General features: G+C 36.9%; 17 protein-coding genes. 16 read left to right on the top strand and 1 reads right to left on the bottom strand.

Features of this window, described 5'->3' with window-relative positions; translation table 11 throughout:
- The 3 genes from R2782_RS07725 to R2782_RS07715 form a co-directional block, all read left to right on the top strand.
- A partial coding sequence (locus R2782_RS07725; RefSeq protein ID WP_371267648.1) for a sensor histidine kinase occupies positions 1-932 on the top strand: 932 nt, incomplete at its 5' end.
- 344 nt (positions 933-1,276) lie between these two features.
- Entirely contained in the window at positions 1,277-1,927 is a 651-nt protein-coding gene (locus R2782_RS07720) for a response regulator (protein WP_371267646.1), read from the top strand.
- A 29-nt stretch (positions 1,928-1,956) separates the two neighbouring features.
- Complete coding sequence (locus tag R2782_RS07715) at positions 1,957-2,649, top strand: DUF4230 domain-containing protein (protein WP_371267644.1); 693 nt, start codon at positions 1,957-1,959, stop codon at positions 2,647-2,649.
- Here the strand turns inward: R2782_RS07715 and R2782_RS07710 are convergent, their stop codons facing one another.
- Positions 2,650-2,958 carry a rhodanese-like domain-containing protein gene (locus R2782_RS07710; RefSeq protein WP_371267642.1) on the bottom strand — a complete coding sequence of 103 codons (309 nt, stop codon included), beginning with the start codon at positions 2,956-2,958 and terminating at the stop codon, positions 2,650-2,652.
- A 136-nt stretch (positions 2,959-3,094) separates the two neighbouring features.
- On the opposite strand from R2782_RS07710, the gene R2782_RS07705 reads away from it, so the two are divergent.
- From R2782_RS07705 to R2782_RS07645, 13 genes are all read left to right on the top strand, one after another.
- Positions 3,095-3,667: a TetR/AcrR family transcriptional regulator gene (locus tag R2782_RS07705; protein WP_371267640.1), complete on the top strand. Its 573-nt coding sequence runs from the start codon at positions 3,095-3,097 to the stop codon at positions 3,665-3,667.
- 111 nt (positions 3,668-3,778) lie between these two features.
- Positions 3,779-4,852: a 1,2-phenylacetyl-CoA epoxidase subunit PaaE gene (gene paaE, locus R2782_RS07700; protein ID WP_371267638.1), complete on the top strand. Its 1,074-nt coding sequence runs from the start codon at positions 3,779-3,781 to the stop codon at positions 4,850-4,852.
- A gap of 20 nt (positions 4,853-4,872) precedes the next feature.
- A complete protein-coding gene (gene paaA, locus R2782_RS07695; protein ID WP_371267636.1) occupies positions 4,873-5,829 on the top strand; it encodes a 1,2-phenylacetyl-CoA epoxidase subunit PaaA in 957 nt (318 codons plus the stop codon).
- Positions 5,830-5,899: 70 nt separating this feature from the next.
- Positions 5,900-6,184 carry a 1,2-phenylacetyl-CoA epoxidase subunit PaaB gene (paaB, locus tag R2782_RS07690; protein WP_026710570.1) on the top strand — a complete coding sequence of 95 codons (285 nt, stop codon included), beginning with the start codon at positions 5,900-5,902 and terminating at the stop codon, positions 6,182-6,184.
- A 1-nt stretch (position 6,185) separates the two neighbouring features.
- Entirely contained in the window at positions 6,186-6,938 is a 753-nt protein-coding gene (gene paaC, locus R2782_RS07685) for a 1,2-phenylacetyl-CoA epoxidase subunit PaaC (protein ID WP_371267634.1), read from the top strand.
- 51 nt (positions 6,939-6,989) lie between these two features.
- Positions 6,990-7,490 (top strand): 1,2-phenylacetyl-CoA epoxidase subunit PaaD, encoded by a 501-nt coding sequence (paaD, locus tag R2782_RS07680; protein ID WP_371267631.1) that lies wholly within the window; start codon positions 6,990-6,992, stop codon positions 7,488-7,490.
- 95 nt (positions 7,491-7,585) lie between these two features.
- Complete coding sequence (locus tag R2782_RS07675; RefSeq protein ID WP_371267629.1) at positions 7,586-8,368, top strand: enoyl-CoA hydratase-related protein; 783 nt, start codon at positions 7,586-7,588, stop codon at positions 8,366-8,368.
- Positions 8,358-9,521, top strand: coding sequence for a 3-hydroxyacyl-CoA dehydrogenase NAD-binding domain-containing protein (locus R2782_RS07670; protein WP_371267627.1), 1,164 nt, complete (start codon positions 8,358-8,360; stop codon positions 9,519-9,521). The genes R2782_RS07675 and R2782_RS07670 overlap by 11 nt, the downstream gene beginning before the upstream one ends.
- A complete protein-coding gene (locus R2782_RS07665; RefSeq protein ID WP_371267625.1) occupies positions 9,521-9,925 on the top strand; it encodes a PaaI family thioesterase in 405 nt (134 codons plus the stop codon). Before R2782_RS07670 ends, R2782_RS07665 begins: the two co-directional genes overlap by 1 nt.
- Before the next feature lie 90 nt (positions 9,926-10,015).
- On the top strand, positions 10,016-11,218 hold the full coding sequence (pcaF, locus tag R2782_RS07660; RefSeq protein ID WP_371267623.1) for a 3-oxoadipyl-CoA thiolase: 1,203 nt from the start codon (positions 10,016-10,018) through the stop codon (positions 11,216-11,218).
- Positions 11,219-11,278: 60 nt separating this feature from the next.
- The gene (gene paaZ / locus R2782_RS07655) at positions 11,279-13,774 is read left to right on the top strand and encodes a phenylacetic acid degradation bifunctional protein PaaZ (RefSeq protein ID WP_371267621.1); all 2,496 of its coding nucleotides are present in this window, start codon (positions 11,279-11,281) and stop codon (positions 13,772-13,774) included.
- A gap of 64 nt (positions 13,775-13,838) precedes the next feature.
- On the top strand, positions 13,839-14,594 hold the full coding sequence (locus tag R2782_RS07650) for an enoyl-CoA hydratase/isomerase family protein (RefSeq protein ID WP_371267619.1): 756 nt from the start codon (positions 13,839-13,841) through the stop codon (positions 14,592-14,594).
- Between the two features lie 65 nt (positions 14,595-14,659).
- Complete coding sequence (locus tag R2782_RS07645) at positions 14,660-15,256, top strand: transferase hexapeptide repeat family protein (protein WP_371267617.1); 597 nt, start codon at positions 14,660-14,662, stop codon at positions 15,254-15,256.
- Positions 15,257-15,284 lie beyond the last annotated feature (28 nt).

Genomic DNA, 15,284 nt, shown 5'->3' with positions numbered 1-15,284 from the left:
CCAGTGTGTATTACAAAAAAAAGAGTGTTTTTCATGACAGTATTCAAAAGTTGTCTAATGTTAAACAGGTTCAAGAGCTAGAAACAAAATACCAAACCGCCAAAAAAGATTCCGAAATTGCTAAAAACAGAGCCGATTTAGCCGAAAAAGAATTGAAGTTAAAAAAGAAGAATACAATGATTTTTGGTTCGTTAGGTTTTGCTTTTGTAATGGGATTGTTAGGCTATCTTTTATACAAACAACAAAAAATTAAAAACAACCAACTGATTAAGGAAGCTGAACTTAAAGAAGCTCTTCTTAAAATTGAAACCCAAAACAAATTACAAGAGCAACGATTACAGATTTCTAGAGATTTGCACGATAATATTGGTTCGCAACTCACTTTTATTATTTCCTCGATTGATAATTTGAAGTATTTTGATATCGCCAGAGAGAAATTAGTTTCCAAATTTGATAACATTAGCGGTTTTACCAAGAACACGATTACCGAATTGCGTGATACCATTTGGGCCATGAATAAAAACGCCATTTCTATTGAAGATTTGCAAATTCGTATCACCAATTTTATTGATCAAGCTAAATTAGCGACTCAGGGAATTTCGTTTGATTTTTCAATTGAAAAGAATGTGAATGTTTCACATGAATTTTCCTCAATAGAAGGAATGAATATTTACAGAATTATTCAAGAGGCGGTCAATAATGCGATTAAGTACGCCAATGCTTCTCAAATAAAAATTCAATTGCAACAAGAAAGCGATAAGATGATTTTTACCATTAGCGATAACGGAATCGGTTTTTCTGAAACTGATATTGAATTAGGAAATGGTTTGAATAACATGAAAAAAAGAGCGTTAGAGTTGAAAGCCGACCTAAAGATTGAAGCCGAAAAAGGAAAAGGAACGAGGGTTTCGATTGCTAAAGATATTGTATAGAATAAGGCAATTGCCGTATGGATTTTAGTTTTGCTTTTTGTTACATTTGAGTCTGTCAAAAAAGCTAATTATCATGAATCATTTCCTTTTTATTATCATATTTTTTATCAATTTGTTTTTGATATTATTTTTCAGACGAAAAAACAATGAAATTGAGAAAGAACATCTTTACCGGATTTTTAGCATACAAAACCAATTGAATATTGAAAAAAATAAAAAAAACAATATGAATGATTCCATTAACAATTTAGCTCAATTGGAAGAAAACACCCAACAACAATTAACCGCTATTCAATTGAAACTGGAATTTTTACATCTATTTAGTAAAACTAATTTTTAGAGCAATGCATATCAAACTCGCCATAATTGATGATAATAGTTTTCTAATCAAAGCCATTCGCGAAAAATTGTCCTTTTTTGATGATATTCAAATCAAATTTTCGGCACTGAACGGAGCGGAGTTATTGACAAAGTTAGATGAAAATCACAACTTGGATGTCTTGCTGATGGATATTGAAATGCCGGTATTAAACGGAATTGAAGCAACTGCTATCGTCAAACAAAAGTATCCGCAAATCAAAGTGATTATGCTCACGGCATTTGATAATGACGAAAATATTTTTAATGCCATCAAAGCTGGGGCTGATGGTTATTTACTTAAAGAAGTTAACCCAACAGATCTCTACCAGGGAATTACTGAAACACTAAATGGCGGTGCAGCGATGAATCCTTCTATTGCTCTAAAAACGTTGAAATTATTGCGAGATCCAATTGATTTTGATGCTAAAACGGAAGAAGAAGAAATCAAACTTTCCACTCGTGAAATTGAAGTTTTGGAACAACTTTCAAAAGGATTAAATTACAACCAAATTGCCGATAATTTGATTCTTTCACCTTCCACTGTTCGAAAACATATCGAAAATATTTATACCAAATTGCAAGTACACAATAAATTGGAAGCCATTCAAAAAGCCAAATCAAATAAGTTGATTTAAATATTTATCTTCGTATAAATTTAAAGGCGATGGCTACGCGAAGAAATCAATCTACAGAAACGCAACTGAAGAATGTATTAGTTCCTCTTATCCAGGCAATTGGGCGTTCGGGTAAATTTATATATCTTATTATAATTGGGGTATTACTCTATTTAGGATATCAATTCTTTACCAGAGAAAAAAGTAGTTCTACTCTTGAATACAATTCCGCTTTAATTGAAAAACAGTTGCGTAACGTTTCTAAATTAGTCGTTACGGAAGGACATTATTCACAGGTGATGACCTACAAAGATCAAAAGAAATATTTCATGGATATGGTTTCCTTTGAAAAAAAGGCTTTAATGGTGGTGAATGCTGATGTGACGGTTTCCTATGATTTAAGCAAGATTAAATACGACATCAACGAAACGAACAAAACCATTTCTATCACCAATATTCCGGAAGCAGAAATGAAAATTAATCCTGATATTCATTTTTACAGTATCGATGAAAGCACATTTAATCCATTTGGCACAGCCGATTATAATAAAATCAACAAAAAAGTAAAAGCTGAAATAGCCAAAAAAATGGAGAAATCAAAATTAAAAACAAACGCCGAAAACCGATTGATTAGCGAATTGTCTAAAATTTTGATTTTAACCAATACGATGGGTTGGAAATTGGAATACAATGGAGAAACCGTACTTACAGCAACCGGTTTATCCAAAAAAATTAAAACGTAATTACAGTTTATTCTCTAAACTTTCCCAGCCACCACCATTCATCACTTCCACACCGCTGTTTTTCAGTATAGATGCCGCTTGACCGCTACGCATTCCCGAGCGACAACAAACGATAACCGGTTTGTTTAATTTTTTAATTTCTGCTGTTTTTGAAAAAATCGTGTCCAACGGAATGTTTTTTGAACCCTTTATGTGTCCTTCTTTGTATTCTCCGGCTGTTCTCACGTCAATAATCACGGCTCCTTTTTCCATAAATTCTTTTACACTTTCGGTTTTTCCGCCAATACCGAACATACTTAATAATCCCATATTTTTTTATTTGTGTTTTTAAGAGAATTTGAATTAATGTCATGATTCAAATCCAAAGCAAAAGTAACAACTTCCTCAAAACCATTCCGTAACAAAAGTTACTGAACTCAAAAAAAACTCTCTATCTTTGAATTGTATGAAAATTTCCGATAGAAAAACTGAGATTATTGCCGTAGCGGCTCGCTTATTCAAAGAAAAAGGATACAGTGCCGTAACCATGCGTGATATTGCCCAAGCGATGGATATCAAAGCTGCAAGCCTATACAATCATATTCAATCCAAACAAGAAATTTTAGTGCTCATCATCATTGAAATTGCAGAAGAATTTACATTGGTGATGAATGAAATAGTTTCCTCCAACCTTTCAACCCTGAAAAAAATTGAAAGAGTAATTCAGTTGCATATCACAATAACGTTGCGAAATTCAGATGCCTTGGCTTGTTTAAATAATGATTGGATGCATCTTACCAATGACCAACTGTCCTATTTCATTAAAATGCGGGAAGACTACGAACAAAATTTCAGAAAAATTATTCATGAAGGTATTGAAAATGGTCAACTCAAGAATTCTAATCAGGAAGTCATGGTAAATGCGATTCTTTCTTCCTTGCGAACCATGTATCTTTGGCATTCCAAATCAAAAGGGTTGGATGAAAAGACATTATTAAAATCTATTACCTTGCTCTATTTCAAAGGTTTAGAAAATTAAATATTTTCAATGACGAGCAATTGTTAAATTTTCAAACGTTTTCGTAATTCAAAAAAAATCTGTAAATTTGCCTATTAAACTAACAATTGTTAGTTTTGATTAATATGATTTATGGCAAATTTTTATACCCTTACTGTTGCGGATATTTACAAGGAAACCAAGGATTGTTCCGTTATAACGTTTGATGTTCCTGAGGAATTAAAACCCCTTTTTAAATTTCAACAAGGACAACATTTAACCTTGAAAAAAGATATTAATGGCGAAGATGTTAGGCGTTCTTATTCCTTATGTTCCAGTCCGCTCGAAAATAAATGGCAGGTAGCTGTTAAAAAAATAAATGGAGGGTTGTTCTCGTCTTTTGTAAATGATAAATTAAAAAAAGGAGATGTAGTAGAAGTGATGCCACCTAATGGAACGTTTCACACACAAATTGAACCTCAAAAGGCGAAAAATTACATTGCATTTGCAGCCGGTAGTGGAATTACACCTATTTTATCCATTATCAAAACACATTTAGCCGCAGAATCAAACGCAACGTTTAAGTTGTTTTATTTGAATCGAAGTGTAAAATCCATTATCTTTAAAGAAGAAATAGAGCAATTAAAGAATGTTTATTTCAATCGCTTTGAAATTTTTTATTTTTTAACCAAAGAACATCGTTCAGCTGAATTGTTCAACGGCAGATTTACAAAAGAAAAAATAAATATACTGACCGAAAAAATTATTGATATTCCTTCTACAGATGCTTGTTTCATCTGCGGACCGGAAGAAATGATTTTTTTATTGCGAGATGAATTGCAAGCAGCTGGTTTGCCGAAAGAAGATATTCATTATGAACTCTTTACTTCCGGAATGTCAGAAGACGATAAAAAACGTATTTCTCAAATTTTAGAGAAAAAAGCAGAAGGCACAGAAGTAACGATTATTGATGGTGGAAAAGAGTTTCACTTTGTGATGGGTGAAGATTTTGATAATTTGTTAGATGGAGCCATCGCGGCCGGTGCCGATTTACCTTATGCATGCAAAGGTGGTGTTTGTAGCACTTGCCGTTGTCAAGTCGTTGAAGGCGAAGTTGAAATGAAATTAAATTATTCGTTAGAAGAAGATGAACTGGCCAAAAACTACATATTGAGTTGCCAGGCCGTTCCGTTATCTAAAAAAATAGTCATTGATTTTGGTATTTAATCCTTAAAAAATTAAAAAAAATGTCTGAAAAAGAATTAAAAAGTTTAGAAGATTTATTTCAAGCCCGCATCGATCGGGACGAAAAAATTGAACCGAAAGAGTGGATGCCGGAGAAATACCGACAGACGCATATTCGTCAGATTTCGCAACATGCTCATTCAGAAATTGTGGGAATGTTGCCGGAAGCCAATTGGATTACCCGTGCACCTTCTTTACGTAGAAAAGTGGCGTTATTGGCAAAAATACAAGATGAAGGCGGTCACGGATTGTATTTATACAGTGCAGCTGAAACATTAGGCATTTCCAGAGAAGAAATGTACGAACAATTGCATTCCGGAAAGGCAAAATATTCCAGTATTTTTAACTATCCTGCTATAACTTGGGCGGATATGGGTGCTGTGGGCTGGTTAGTTGATGGTGCTGCCATCATGAATCAAGTGGCTTTAATGGGAACTTCTTATGGACCGTATGCCAGAGCAATGGTACGCATTTGTAAAGAAGAAAGTTTTCACCAACGTCAGGGGTATGAAATTTTATTGACTTTATGCAACGGAACATCCGAACAAAAAGCGATGGCACAAGATGCCTTGAATCGTTGGTGGTGGCCGTCTTTAATGATGTTTGGACCAAAAGATGCTGAATCACCCAATACGGAACAATCCGTAAAATGGAAATTAAAACGCAAAACTAATGACGAGTTACGCCAACAATTTGTCGATCAAACTGTTCCGCAAGCCAATATTTTAGGATTAACCATTCCCGACCCAAATTTAAAATGGAACGAAGAACGCAAACATTACGATTTCGGTGATTTAGATTGGGATGAGTTTTGGCAAGTGGTTAAAGGTCACGGACCATGTAATAAGCAACGTTTAGAAGCTAGAAAATCGGCTTGGGAAAAAGGAGCATGGGTGCGTGATGCAGCTGTAGCCTATGCTGAAAAACAAGAAGATAGAGAATTGAAAAAAGCAATATAAATTCTGTTGTCTGTTATCCGTTGTCAGTTTTATGCCGACAACCGACAACCGACAACCGACAACCGATAAAATTATGAAAAATTGGCCTCTTTGGGAAGTATTTATCAGAAGTAAAAACGGATTAGAACATCGTCATTGTGGTTCGTTGCATGCAGCAGATGCTCAAATGGCTCTGCAAAATGCACGCGATGTTTATACTAGAAGAATGGAAGGCGTGAGCATTTGGGTGGTGCCCTCTTCGCAAATCACCGCTTCCAATCCGGAATTAAATGGAGAAACATTTGAACCCGCAATGGACAAAGCCTATCGTCACCCTACTTTTTATGAACTTCCGGACGAATTAAAACACATGTAACATGAATCAAAATTTAATTCAATACATCTTTGGAGTTGCTGATAATTGCTTGATTTTAGGTCAACGTCTCGGTGAACTTTGTGGTCACGGTCCGAGTTTAGAAACCGATATAGCCATGACCAATATTTCACTCGATTTATTAGGACAAACCCGAAGCTATTATCAATACGTAGCTAAATTACAAGGAGGTGATGCAACTGAAGACACAGTTGCCTTTTTGCGTTTAGAAAGAGAATACAAAAATGTATTGCTAGTGGAACAGCCCAATACTGATTTTGCGTATTCTATTGCCAGGCAGTTTTTGTTTGATGTTTTTCATTTGGCTTTGTTAACTGAATTACAAAACAGTAAGGATGATATGCTTAAAGCGATTGCCAATAAGAGCATCAAAGAAGTTTCCTATCACGTTCGTTTTTCTTCCGATTGGATTAAACGATTAGGCGATGGAACAGAAGAAAGTCATCAAAAAATCCAAACCGCAATCAATGATTTGTGGGTTTTTACCGATGAATTATTCCATCAAACGGATGCGGATAAAGAAATAGTAAAGCAAGGAATTGGTGTTGATGTAACCTTGTTAAAAGAAGATTATTATAGAAAAATAAATTCCGTTTTAGAAGAATCAACGCTTGAAATTCCTCAAGTTGAGTATTTTCAAAAAGGTGGTAAGTTAGGTATTCACAGTGAACACATGGGGTATTTACTGTCTGATTTGCAATATATGCAACGCACATACCCTAATATGACGTGGTAAAATTTTGACGAACTTAGCCTAAAGCCTTTATGCCCTTTGCGGTTAAATAAAATGACAGAACAAATCCAACATATAGACCAAAAACTTTTCGAAATTCTCGAAACCGTTTCCGATCCGGAAATTCCGGTCTTATCGATTATGGAAATGGGTGTGGTGCGTTCTGCTAAATTACAAAACGGAATTGTTAACGTTCAAATCACACCAACCTACAGTGGTTGTCCGGCAATGGATGTGATTGGAGATGATATTAAAAAGGCCTTCCGAGAAAAAGGATTAGAAGCAAAAGTTGAACTCGTTCTCTCACCGGCATGGACCACCGATTGGATTACTCCTAAAGGTCGTTTAGCACTTGAAAAATATGGTATTGCAGCTCCGTTAAGTGAAACAGCAGACAAAGAAGCATTATTAGGTAATAAAAAAGTAGTAAAATGTCCACAATGTGGTTCATTCAATACAAAATTAGTGAGTCAATTCGGTTCAACAGCTTGTAAAGCATTATTCCAATGCGAGGATTGCTTGGAACCTTTTGATTATTTTAAATGTTTAAAGTAATAAGATTAACGATTGTAGAATGTTGATTTTTGATTTTTTGAAGTTGAAGAATTCTAATTTCAAAAATCGTTAATCTTCAATCTTAAATAAATAATATGACCAATTCCATCGAATTAAAAATAAACAATAAAGTAGCCTTCATTTCATTGAACAGACCGGATGTGTTCAATAGTTTCAACCGTGAAATGGCTTTGTCTTTGCAAAATATTTTAGATAGTTGTGCAACTGATACTTCTATTCGAGCCATAGTGATTACCGGAAACGGGAAAGCCTTTTGTGCCGGACAAGATTTAAAAGAAGTTACCGATCCGGATTTAAATCCCGGTTTCAGAAAAATTTTGGAAGAACATTACAATCCAATTATTCAAAAAATACGAACGATTGAAAAACCAATTATTGCCGCTGTAAATGGTGTAGCAGCGGGAGCTGGAGCCAATATTGCCTTAGCTTGTGATATTGTCTTAGCTTCCGAAAATGCTTCCTTCATTCAGGCCTTCAGCAAAATTGGATTAATTCCCGATAGTGCCGGAACATTTTTTCTGCCACGATTAATTGGCTTTCAAAAAGCGTCCGCTTTAATGATGTTAGGTGACAAAGTTTCCGCAGTTGAAGCCGAGCAATTAGGGATGGTTTACAAAGTAATTTCTCCTGAATCATTTTTAGAGGAAGTAACAAAAATAGCAGAAACACTTGCAGAAATGCCAACCAAAGCCATCGGTTTAACAAAGCGATTACTGAATCAGTCCATGACAAATAATTTAGTAAATCAATTGGCATTAGAATCTGATTTACAAATTGAAGCCAGTTCATCAAATGATTATAAAGAAGGCGTAATGGCTTTTGTTGAAAAAAGAAAACCAACATTTAATGGAAACTAATTTGAAAGTAGCTGTAATAGGATGTGGAACAATGGGTAGCGGTATTGCTCAAGTTGCGGCCACTGCTGGTTGTGATGTTAAAATTTTTGATACCAATCATGCCGCATTGGAAAAAAGTGAAAAAAACCTAGAAATCACCCTTTCCAAATTAGTTGAAAAGTCAAAAATTGATGAAACTGAAAAAAACAGAATTATCAATAATATCTCTTACGCAACCACATTTGCCGAATTATCACATTCCGATTTAGTCATTGAAGCCATAGTTGAAAATATAGATATTAAGCGAAAACTATTTTCAGAATTAGAAAATTATGTTTCATCCGAAACCATTCTAGCCTCCAATACGTCCTCATTATCAATCGCTTCCATTGCTGCTTCCTGTCAAAAACCGGAACGTGTTATTGGGATTCATTTCTTTAATCCGGCTCCTTTAATGCAATTGGTTGAGGTGATTCCCGCCATTCAAACCAGTGATGAGGTTTTAGAAAAAACGGTTCAAACCATCACTGATTGGAAAAAGGTCGTCGCCATTGCAAAAGATACACCCGGATTTATTGTCAATCGTGTAGCTCGTCCATTTTACAGTGAAGCATTACGCATTTATGAAGAAGGGAAAGCAGATTTCGCTACCATCGATTGGGCCATGAAAACCATCGGCGGATTCCGAATGGGACCCTTTGAATTGATGGATTTCATCGGAAACGATGTCAATTACACCGTTACTGAAACTGTTTTTACCGCTTTTTATTTCGACCCGAGATATAAACCTTCATTCACCCAAAAACGACTTTCAGAAGCCGGTTTTTTCGGAAGAAAATCAGGAAGAGGTTATTATAATTACAGTGAAGATTTACCAAAGCCTATTGAGGACTATCAATTAGGACAATACATCGTTGACAGAATTTTAGTGATGCTCATCAACGAAGCGGCTGAAGCTTATTTTCTGAACATCGCTTCAGTAAAAGACATTGATAATGCGATGACCAAAGGCGTGAATTACCCAAAAGGATTACTCGCTTGGGCAGACGAAAAAGGAATCAATTGGTGCGTCCAAAAAATGGATGAATTATATGATGAATACCACGAAGACCGATATAGATGCAGTCCGATCTTAAGAAAATTGAATCGTGAAAGTTTAACTTTTTACAAATAATGAATCCTTCTGAAATTGTAAATAAAATGTTTCAAAACGACGCCTTTAGCCAATGGCTCGGCATTGCCGTAGAAGAAATTTCAGAAGGAAAATGCGTTTTATCGATGACCATCCGCAAAGAAATGACCAACGGTTTTGGCATCGCTCACGGTGGAATCACGTATTCTATAGCCGATAGTGCTTTGGCTTTTGCCGCTAATTCACATGGTCGTCAATCCGTTAGTATCGATACTTCAATCAACCATATTGAAGCCTTGAAAGAAGGGGATAAGATTATTGCTGTAGCAACCGAAAATGCTTTAAAAAATAAATTTGGGTTTTATACCATTGAAATAAAAAAAGACGAAAAAACAGTCGCACTCTTCAAAGGAACCGTGTTCCGAAGTGAAAAAGAGTGGGAGTAATTAACGATTGAAGAATAACGATTTTTGATTTTTGAAGTTTAAAACAGTTCAAAAATCAGCAATCAAAAATCAGCAATCAAATAAATCAATATGGAAGCATACATCATAGACGGAGTCCGCACTCCAATCGGAAGTTACCAAGGAACCTTATCTGCTGTTCGAGCGGATGATTTAGGGGCTTTGGTCATCAAATCAGTAGTAGAAAAAAATCCTAATATCCCAAAAGAAGCATACGACGATGTCATTATGGGTTGTGCAAATCAAGCAGGAGAAGATAACCGAAATGTGGCTAGAATGTCGCTATTATTAGCCGGATTGCCACATTCAGTTCCCGGTGAAACTGTAAATCGTTTGTGCAGTTCAGGATTATCAGCGATTATTCATGCCAACCGTGCCATAAAATCCGGAGACGGACACATTTTCATAGCGGGCGGAATCGAAAATATGACTCGCGGACCATTAGTGGTTTCCAAACCTTCAGCCGCTTTTGGAACCGACAGTAAAATGTATGATTCCAGTTTTGGATGGCGTTTCATCAATCCGAAAATGCATCAACAGTATGGAACGGATGCCATGGGCGAAACCGCAGAAAACTTAGTTGATAAATATAACATTTCAAGAGAAGATCAAGATGCATTTGCTTTTAATAGTCAAATGAAAGCTGCTGTCGCTCAGCAATCAGGCCGTTTAGCAAAAGAAATTGTAGCAGTAGAAATTCCACAACGCAAAGGCGACCCCATTGTATTCTCTCAAGATGAGTTCGTAAAACCATCTACAACCTTAGAAGGTCTATCAAAACTTCGTCCTGCATTCAGAAAAGATGGAAGCGTAACAGCCGGAAACGCATCCGGATTAAACGACGGAGCAGCTGCAACCATCATCGCATCAGAAGAAGCCGTAAAAAAATATAACCTCAAGCCATTAGCTCGAATTGTCAGCTCAGCAGTGGTTGGAGTAGAACCAAGAATAATGGGAATTGGTCCTGTTGAAGCGACTAACAAAGCATTAGCAAAAGCTGGTTTAACTTTAGCCGATATGGACATCATCGAACTAAACGAAGCCTTTGCCGCACAAGTTTTAGCCTGCACCAGAGCTTGGGGAATTGCCGACAACGACCCACGTTTAAATCCAAACGGAGGTTCGATTGCTATCGGTCATCCGCTTGGCGTAACCGGTGCTAGAATTGCTTATTCAGCCGCTTTAGAATTGCAATTAACCGGAAAACGATATGCCTTAATCACAATGTGTATTGGCGTTGGTCAAGGTTATGCAGCCATTATTGAAAGAGCTTAAGAAAAACTTAGAGAACTTAGCGAAAAACCTTTGCGTGCTTTGCGGTTAAAAAGATAAATTATGAACAAAACACAACATTACATCCTCGGAAAATGGACTACCGGAACCGGTGAAGGAGTTCCTTCATTCGATGCCGTTACAGGAGAATTTATTGCTTCCACAACAGTAGAAGGATTGGATATTCCTGCCATTTTGCATTACGGAAGAACAAAAGGTGGAGAAAAACTCCGCAAAATGACTTTTCAAGAACGTGGAAATATGATCAAAAGTTTGGCGATGTATTTAACCAAACGCAAAGAACAATTCTACGAAATTAGTTACCGCACCGGAGCAACCCGAGTAGATTCGTGGATTGATATCGAAGGAGGTTTCGGGAATTTATTTGCCAACGCATCCTTACGAAAATTATTTCCTAATCAATCGTATCACGTAGAAGGCGATCCCATCGATTTGTCAAAAGGCGGTCGATTTATGGCTCATCATATTTTAGTACCCAAAAAAGGAGTGGCAATTCACATCAATGCGTTCAATTTCCCAATTTGGGGAATGTTAGAGAAATGTGCTGTCAATTGGATGGCTGGAATGCCCGCAGTAGTTTTGCCCGCTCCGGTAACCGCTTATTTGACGGAAGCAGTCGTTCAAGAAATCATTGCATCCAACATACTCCCCGAAGGAGCAATACAACTCATCAGCGGAACAGCTAAAAATATATTTGATACGGTAGAAAGTCAGGATGTCATCACCTTCACCGGTTCAGCGGCAACTGGAAGATTATTAAAAGCTCATCCAAGAATTATTCAAGAATCTGTCCCGTTTACCATGGAAGCTGATTCTTTAAATGCTTCCATTTTGGGAGAAGATGCCGTTCCCGGAACACCCGAATTTGATTTATTTATTAACCAAGCGCGAAGTGAAATCACCGTGAAATGCGGACAAAAATGTACCGCCATTCGCAGAATGATTGTGCCGGAAAAATTAGTTGAGGATGTTCAAATTGCACTCGGAAAGTCATTAGATAAAGTATCCATTGGCGACCCACGATTGAAAGAGGTTCGCATGGGAGCTTTAGTCAGCAAAGCCCAAGCGGATGTGTTGAAAAACAGAGTAAATGAATTATCCAAAACAGCTTCGGTTGTGTATGGGAATTTAGATAAAGTAAACTTGGTAGGAGCAAATGAAAAAGGTGCTTTTGTGAGTCCGATTATATTGCGAGAAGACAAACCTTTTCTAAACTTATCAGTTCATGAAACAGAAGCATTCGGACCAGTTTCTACCATCATGCCTTATAAAAATATAGATGAAGCGGTGGAATTGGCTCAAATGGGTAAAGGTTCATTGGTTTCATCTATCGTAACCAATTCAGACGAAATTGCTAAAGAATATGTGGTTAATGCCGCTTCTCACCACGGTAGAATTTTGGTTCTAAATCGTGAAAATGCTAAACAAAGTACCGGTCATGGTTCGCCACTTCCGTTATTAATTCACGGTGGTCCAGGTCGTGCAGGTGGTGGAGAAGAAATGGGTGGTGTTCGCGGTATCAAACATTATATGCAGCGTTGTGCGATTCAAGGTTCACCAACTACCATTACAGAAATCACAGGCATTTATCAAGCTAACGCTAAATACAAAGAAGCTCCGGAGCATCCATTCAAATACCATTGGGAAGATATCCAACCCGGAATGTCACTCAAAACACATAAACGTACCGTCACCGATACCGACATTATTAATTTTGCCAATTTAACGTGGGATCATTTTTATGCTCACACAGATATCACTTCGTTAGACGGAAGCATTTTTGAAAAACGTACCGCTCACGGCTATTTCATCTTAGCTGCCGCCGCCGGATTATTTGTGTATCCAAATAAAGGTCCGGTAGCTGCGAATTACGGTTTAGAAGAATGTCGTTTTTTGCGTCCGATTTATCATAACGATACAATTTATGTTCGTCTAACCTGCAAACAAAAAATTGAACGCGATGTCGCATCAGCTGAGCATCCAAGCGGCATCGTAAAATGGTTTGTGGAAGTTTTTGATGCCGAAAATGAACTCGTTGCTGTCGCCACTATTTTAACCATGGTTCAGAAAAAACAAGAAGTTTTTGTTGAAATGACCGATGAGAAAGTAGCCGAGTGCATCAATAAACTCAAACAAGACACCAAACCGCAATGGGGTATTTTAACGCCGCAACACCTTTTGGAACATTTAGAACAAGGTTACAGAATTATGTCGGGTGAAATTCAAGATTTTGAAATTGCAACGCCTGAAAAGATTTTGGATAAAGTGCACAATTCATTGTATAATTACGATAAATTCCCAAAAGGAACCGCTTTTCCAACGATGAAAAAAGGAGAATTGGAAGAACTAGTCCACCCCGATTTTGAAACAGCCAAAACAAAATTTTTCGAAGCCAGAGAAGCGTATAAAACCTTTTTCAAAGAAAATCCGGAAACTAAATTAAAGAACATGGTTTTCGGACATTTGAATAAATATGAATCGTATTTGCTTGAACGAAAACATTTGAACCATCATTTTGAACAATTTAATATTTTATAATTGAGAATGAACTTTGCGGTCTTTGCGTAAATCTTCGCGGACTTTGCGGTTAAAAATATAGATAATGACAGAACCTTACGTAAAATACAACATACAAAACAACATCGCCACCATCGAGTTTTTTCATCCCGAACAAAATTCGTTACCCAGTAATGTATTAAAAAAATTAGCCAACATCATCACTGAAGCCGGAAATAATGACCAAGTAAAAGTCATCATCCTCAAAAGTGGTGGCGACCGTACGTTTTGTGCCGGAGCCAGTTTTAAAGAGTTAATTGCCATCAACGATGCCGAGACCGGAAAAGTGTTTTTCTCCGGATTTGCCAATGTCATCAACGCCATGCGTAAATGTCCAAAATTCATCATCGGAAGAATTCAAGGGAAAACAGTTGGTGGTGGCGTAGGAATCGCTTCCGCAACCGATTATTGTATGGCAACAAAATTTGCAGCCATTAAATTAAGTGAATTAAATGTTGGTATTGGGCCATTCGTTGTAGCACCAGCTATCGAAAGAAAAATGGGCGTTTCGGCTATGTCGCAAATCGCTATTGATGCCAATTCATTTTATGAAGCCGATTGGGCTAAACAAAAAGGATTGTTTACTAAAGTTTTTGAGACCATTGAAGAATTAGATGCAGAAACTCAAAAATTCGCAGAACATTTATGCACTTACAATCCGGAAGCAATGCAAGAAATGAAAAAAGTTTTTTGGAGAGGAACAGAAGATTGGGATAACCTTTTAGCCGAAAGAGCCGCCATCAGCGGAAGATTGGTTTTGTCTGATTTTACGAAAGAAACGTTGAAGAAGTTTAAAAATTAGTTTCAGGTTTCAAGTTTCACGTTGAAGAACTTGAAACTTGAAACCTGAAACCTGAAACAAAAAATATGATCTACGAATTCAAAGGGTTCATCCCAGTAATACACGAAAGTAGTTTTATCCATCCGCAAGCAGCAGTGACGGGTAATGTGATTATCGGTAAAAACGTGTATGTGGGTCCCGGAGCTGCCATTCGTGGAGATTGGGGCGAAATCATCATTGAAGACGGCTGCAATGTGCAGGAAAATTGCACCATCCATATGTTTCCGGGTAAGTCAATGATTTTGAAAGAAGGAGCTCATATCGGTCATGGAGCCATTATTCACGGAGCCAATATTGGTAGAAATTGTTTAGTAGGTATGAATGCGGTCATCATGGATGATGTAAATGTAGGTGACGAATGCATCATTGGAGCATTAGCATTTGTTAAAGCCGGAATGCAAATTCCCAACCGAAAAATGATCGTTGGAAATCCGGCAGTCATCATCAAAGACGTTTCCGATGAAATGATTGATTGGAAAACAAAAGGAACGGCATTGTATCAGCAATTACCATCAGAATGTTATGAATCGTTGAGAGTGGTTGAGCCATTGAGAGAAATACCGAAAAATCGTCCAACACAAGAAGCGTTTTATAAAACATTAGAAGAATTTAAGAAGAAATAAATTTTGTTTCAAGTTTAAAGTTATCGCA

Source organism: Flavobacterium sp., assembly GCF_041392085.1.
Classification (GTDB): Bacteria; Bacteroidota; Bacteroidia; order Flavobacteriales; family Flavobacteriaceae; genus Flavobacterium.
Note: the sequence above shows the minus strand (reverse complement) of the source record. Positions and strands in the feature narration are given on the sequence as shown.

What these genes read in the sequence shown, in the direction of transcription:
- pcaF (WP_371267623.1), top strand. Translation starts at nt 10,016, where the DNA reads ATGGAAGCATACATCATAGACGGAGTCCGCACTCCAATCGGAAGTTAC.
- R2782_RS07670 (WP_371267627.1), top strand. Translation starts at nt 8,358, where the DNA reads ATGGAAACTAATTTGAAAGTAGCTGTAATAGGATGTGGAACAATGGGT.
- paaC (WP_371267634.1), top strand. Translation starts at nt 6,186, where the DNA reads ATGAATCAAAATTTAATTCAATACATCTTTGGAGTTGCTGATAATTGC.
- R2782_RS07645 (WP_371267617.1), top strand. Translation starts at nt 14,660, where the DNA reads ATGATCTACGAATTCAAAGGGTTCATCCCAGTAATACACGAAAGTAGT.
- paaA (WP_371267636.1), top strand. Translation starts at nt 4,873, where the DNA reads ATGTCTGAAAAAGAATTAAAAAGTTTAGAAGATTTATTTCAAGCCCGC.
- R2782_RS07705 (WP_371267640.1), top strand. Translation starts at nt 3,095, where the DNA reads ATGAAAATTTCCGATAGAAAAACTGAGATTATTGCCGTAGCGGCTCGC.
- paaD (WP_371267631.1), top strand. Translation starts at nt 6,990, where the DNA reads ATGACAGAACAAATCCAACATATAGACCAAAAACTTTTCGAAATTCTC.
- R2782_RS07710 (WP_371267642.1), bottom strand. Translation starts at nt 2,958, where the DNA reads ATGGGATTATTAAGTATGTTCGGTATTGGCGGAAAAACCGAAAGTGTA.
- paaZ (WP_371267621.1), top strand. Translation starts at nt 11,279, where the DNA reads ATGAACAAAACACAACATTACATCCTCGGAAAATGGACTACCGGAACC.
- R2782_RS07675 (WP_371267629.1), top strand. Translation starts at nt 7,586, where the DNA reads ATGACCAATTCCATCGAATTAAAAATAAACAATAAAGTAGCCTTCATT.
- R2782_RS07720 (WP_371267646.1), top strand. Translation starts at nt 1,277, where the DNA reads ATGCATATCAAACTCGCCATAATTGATGATAATAGTTTTCTAATCAAA.
- R2782_RS07650 (WP_371267619.1), top strand. Translation starts at nt 13,839, where the DNA reads ATGACAGAACCTTACGTAAAATACAACATACAAAACAACATCGCCACC.
- R2782_RS07665 (WP_371267625.1), top strand. Translation starts at nt 9,521, where the DNA reads ATGAATCCTTCTGAAATTGTAAATAAAATGTTTCAAAACGACGCCTTT.
- R2782_RS07715 (WP_371267644.1), top strand. Translation starts at nt 1,957, where the DNA reads ATGGCTACGCGAAGAAATCAATCTACAGAAACGCAACTGAAGAATGTA.
- paaE (WP_371267638.1), top strand. Translation starts at nt 3,779, where the DNA reads ATGGCAAATTTTTATACCCTTACTGTTGCGGATATTTACAAGGAAACC.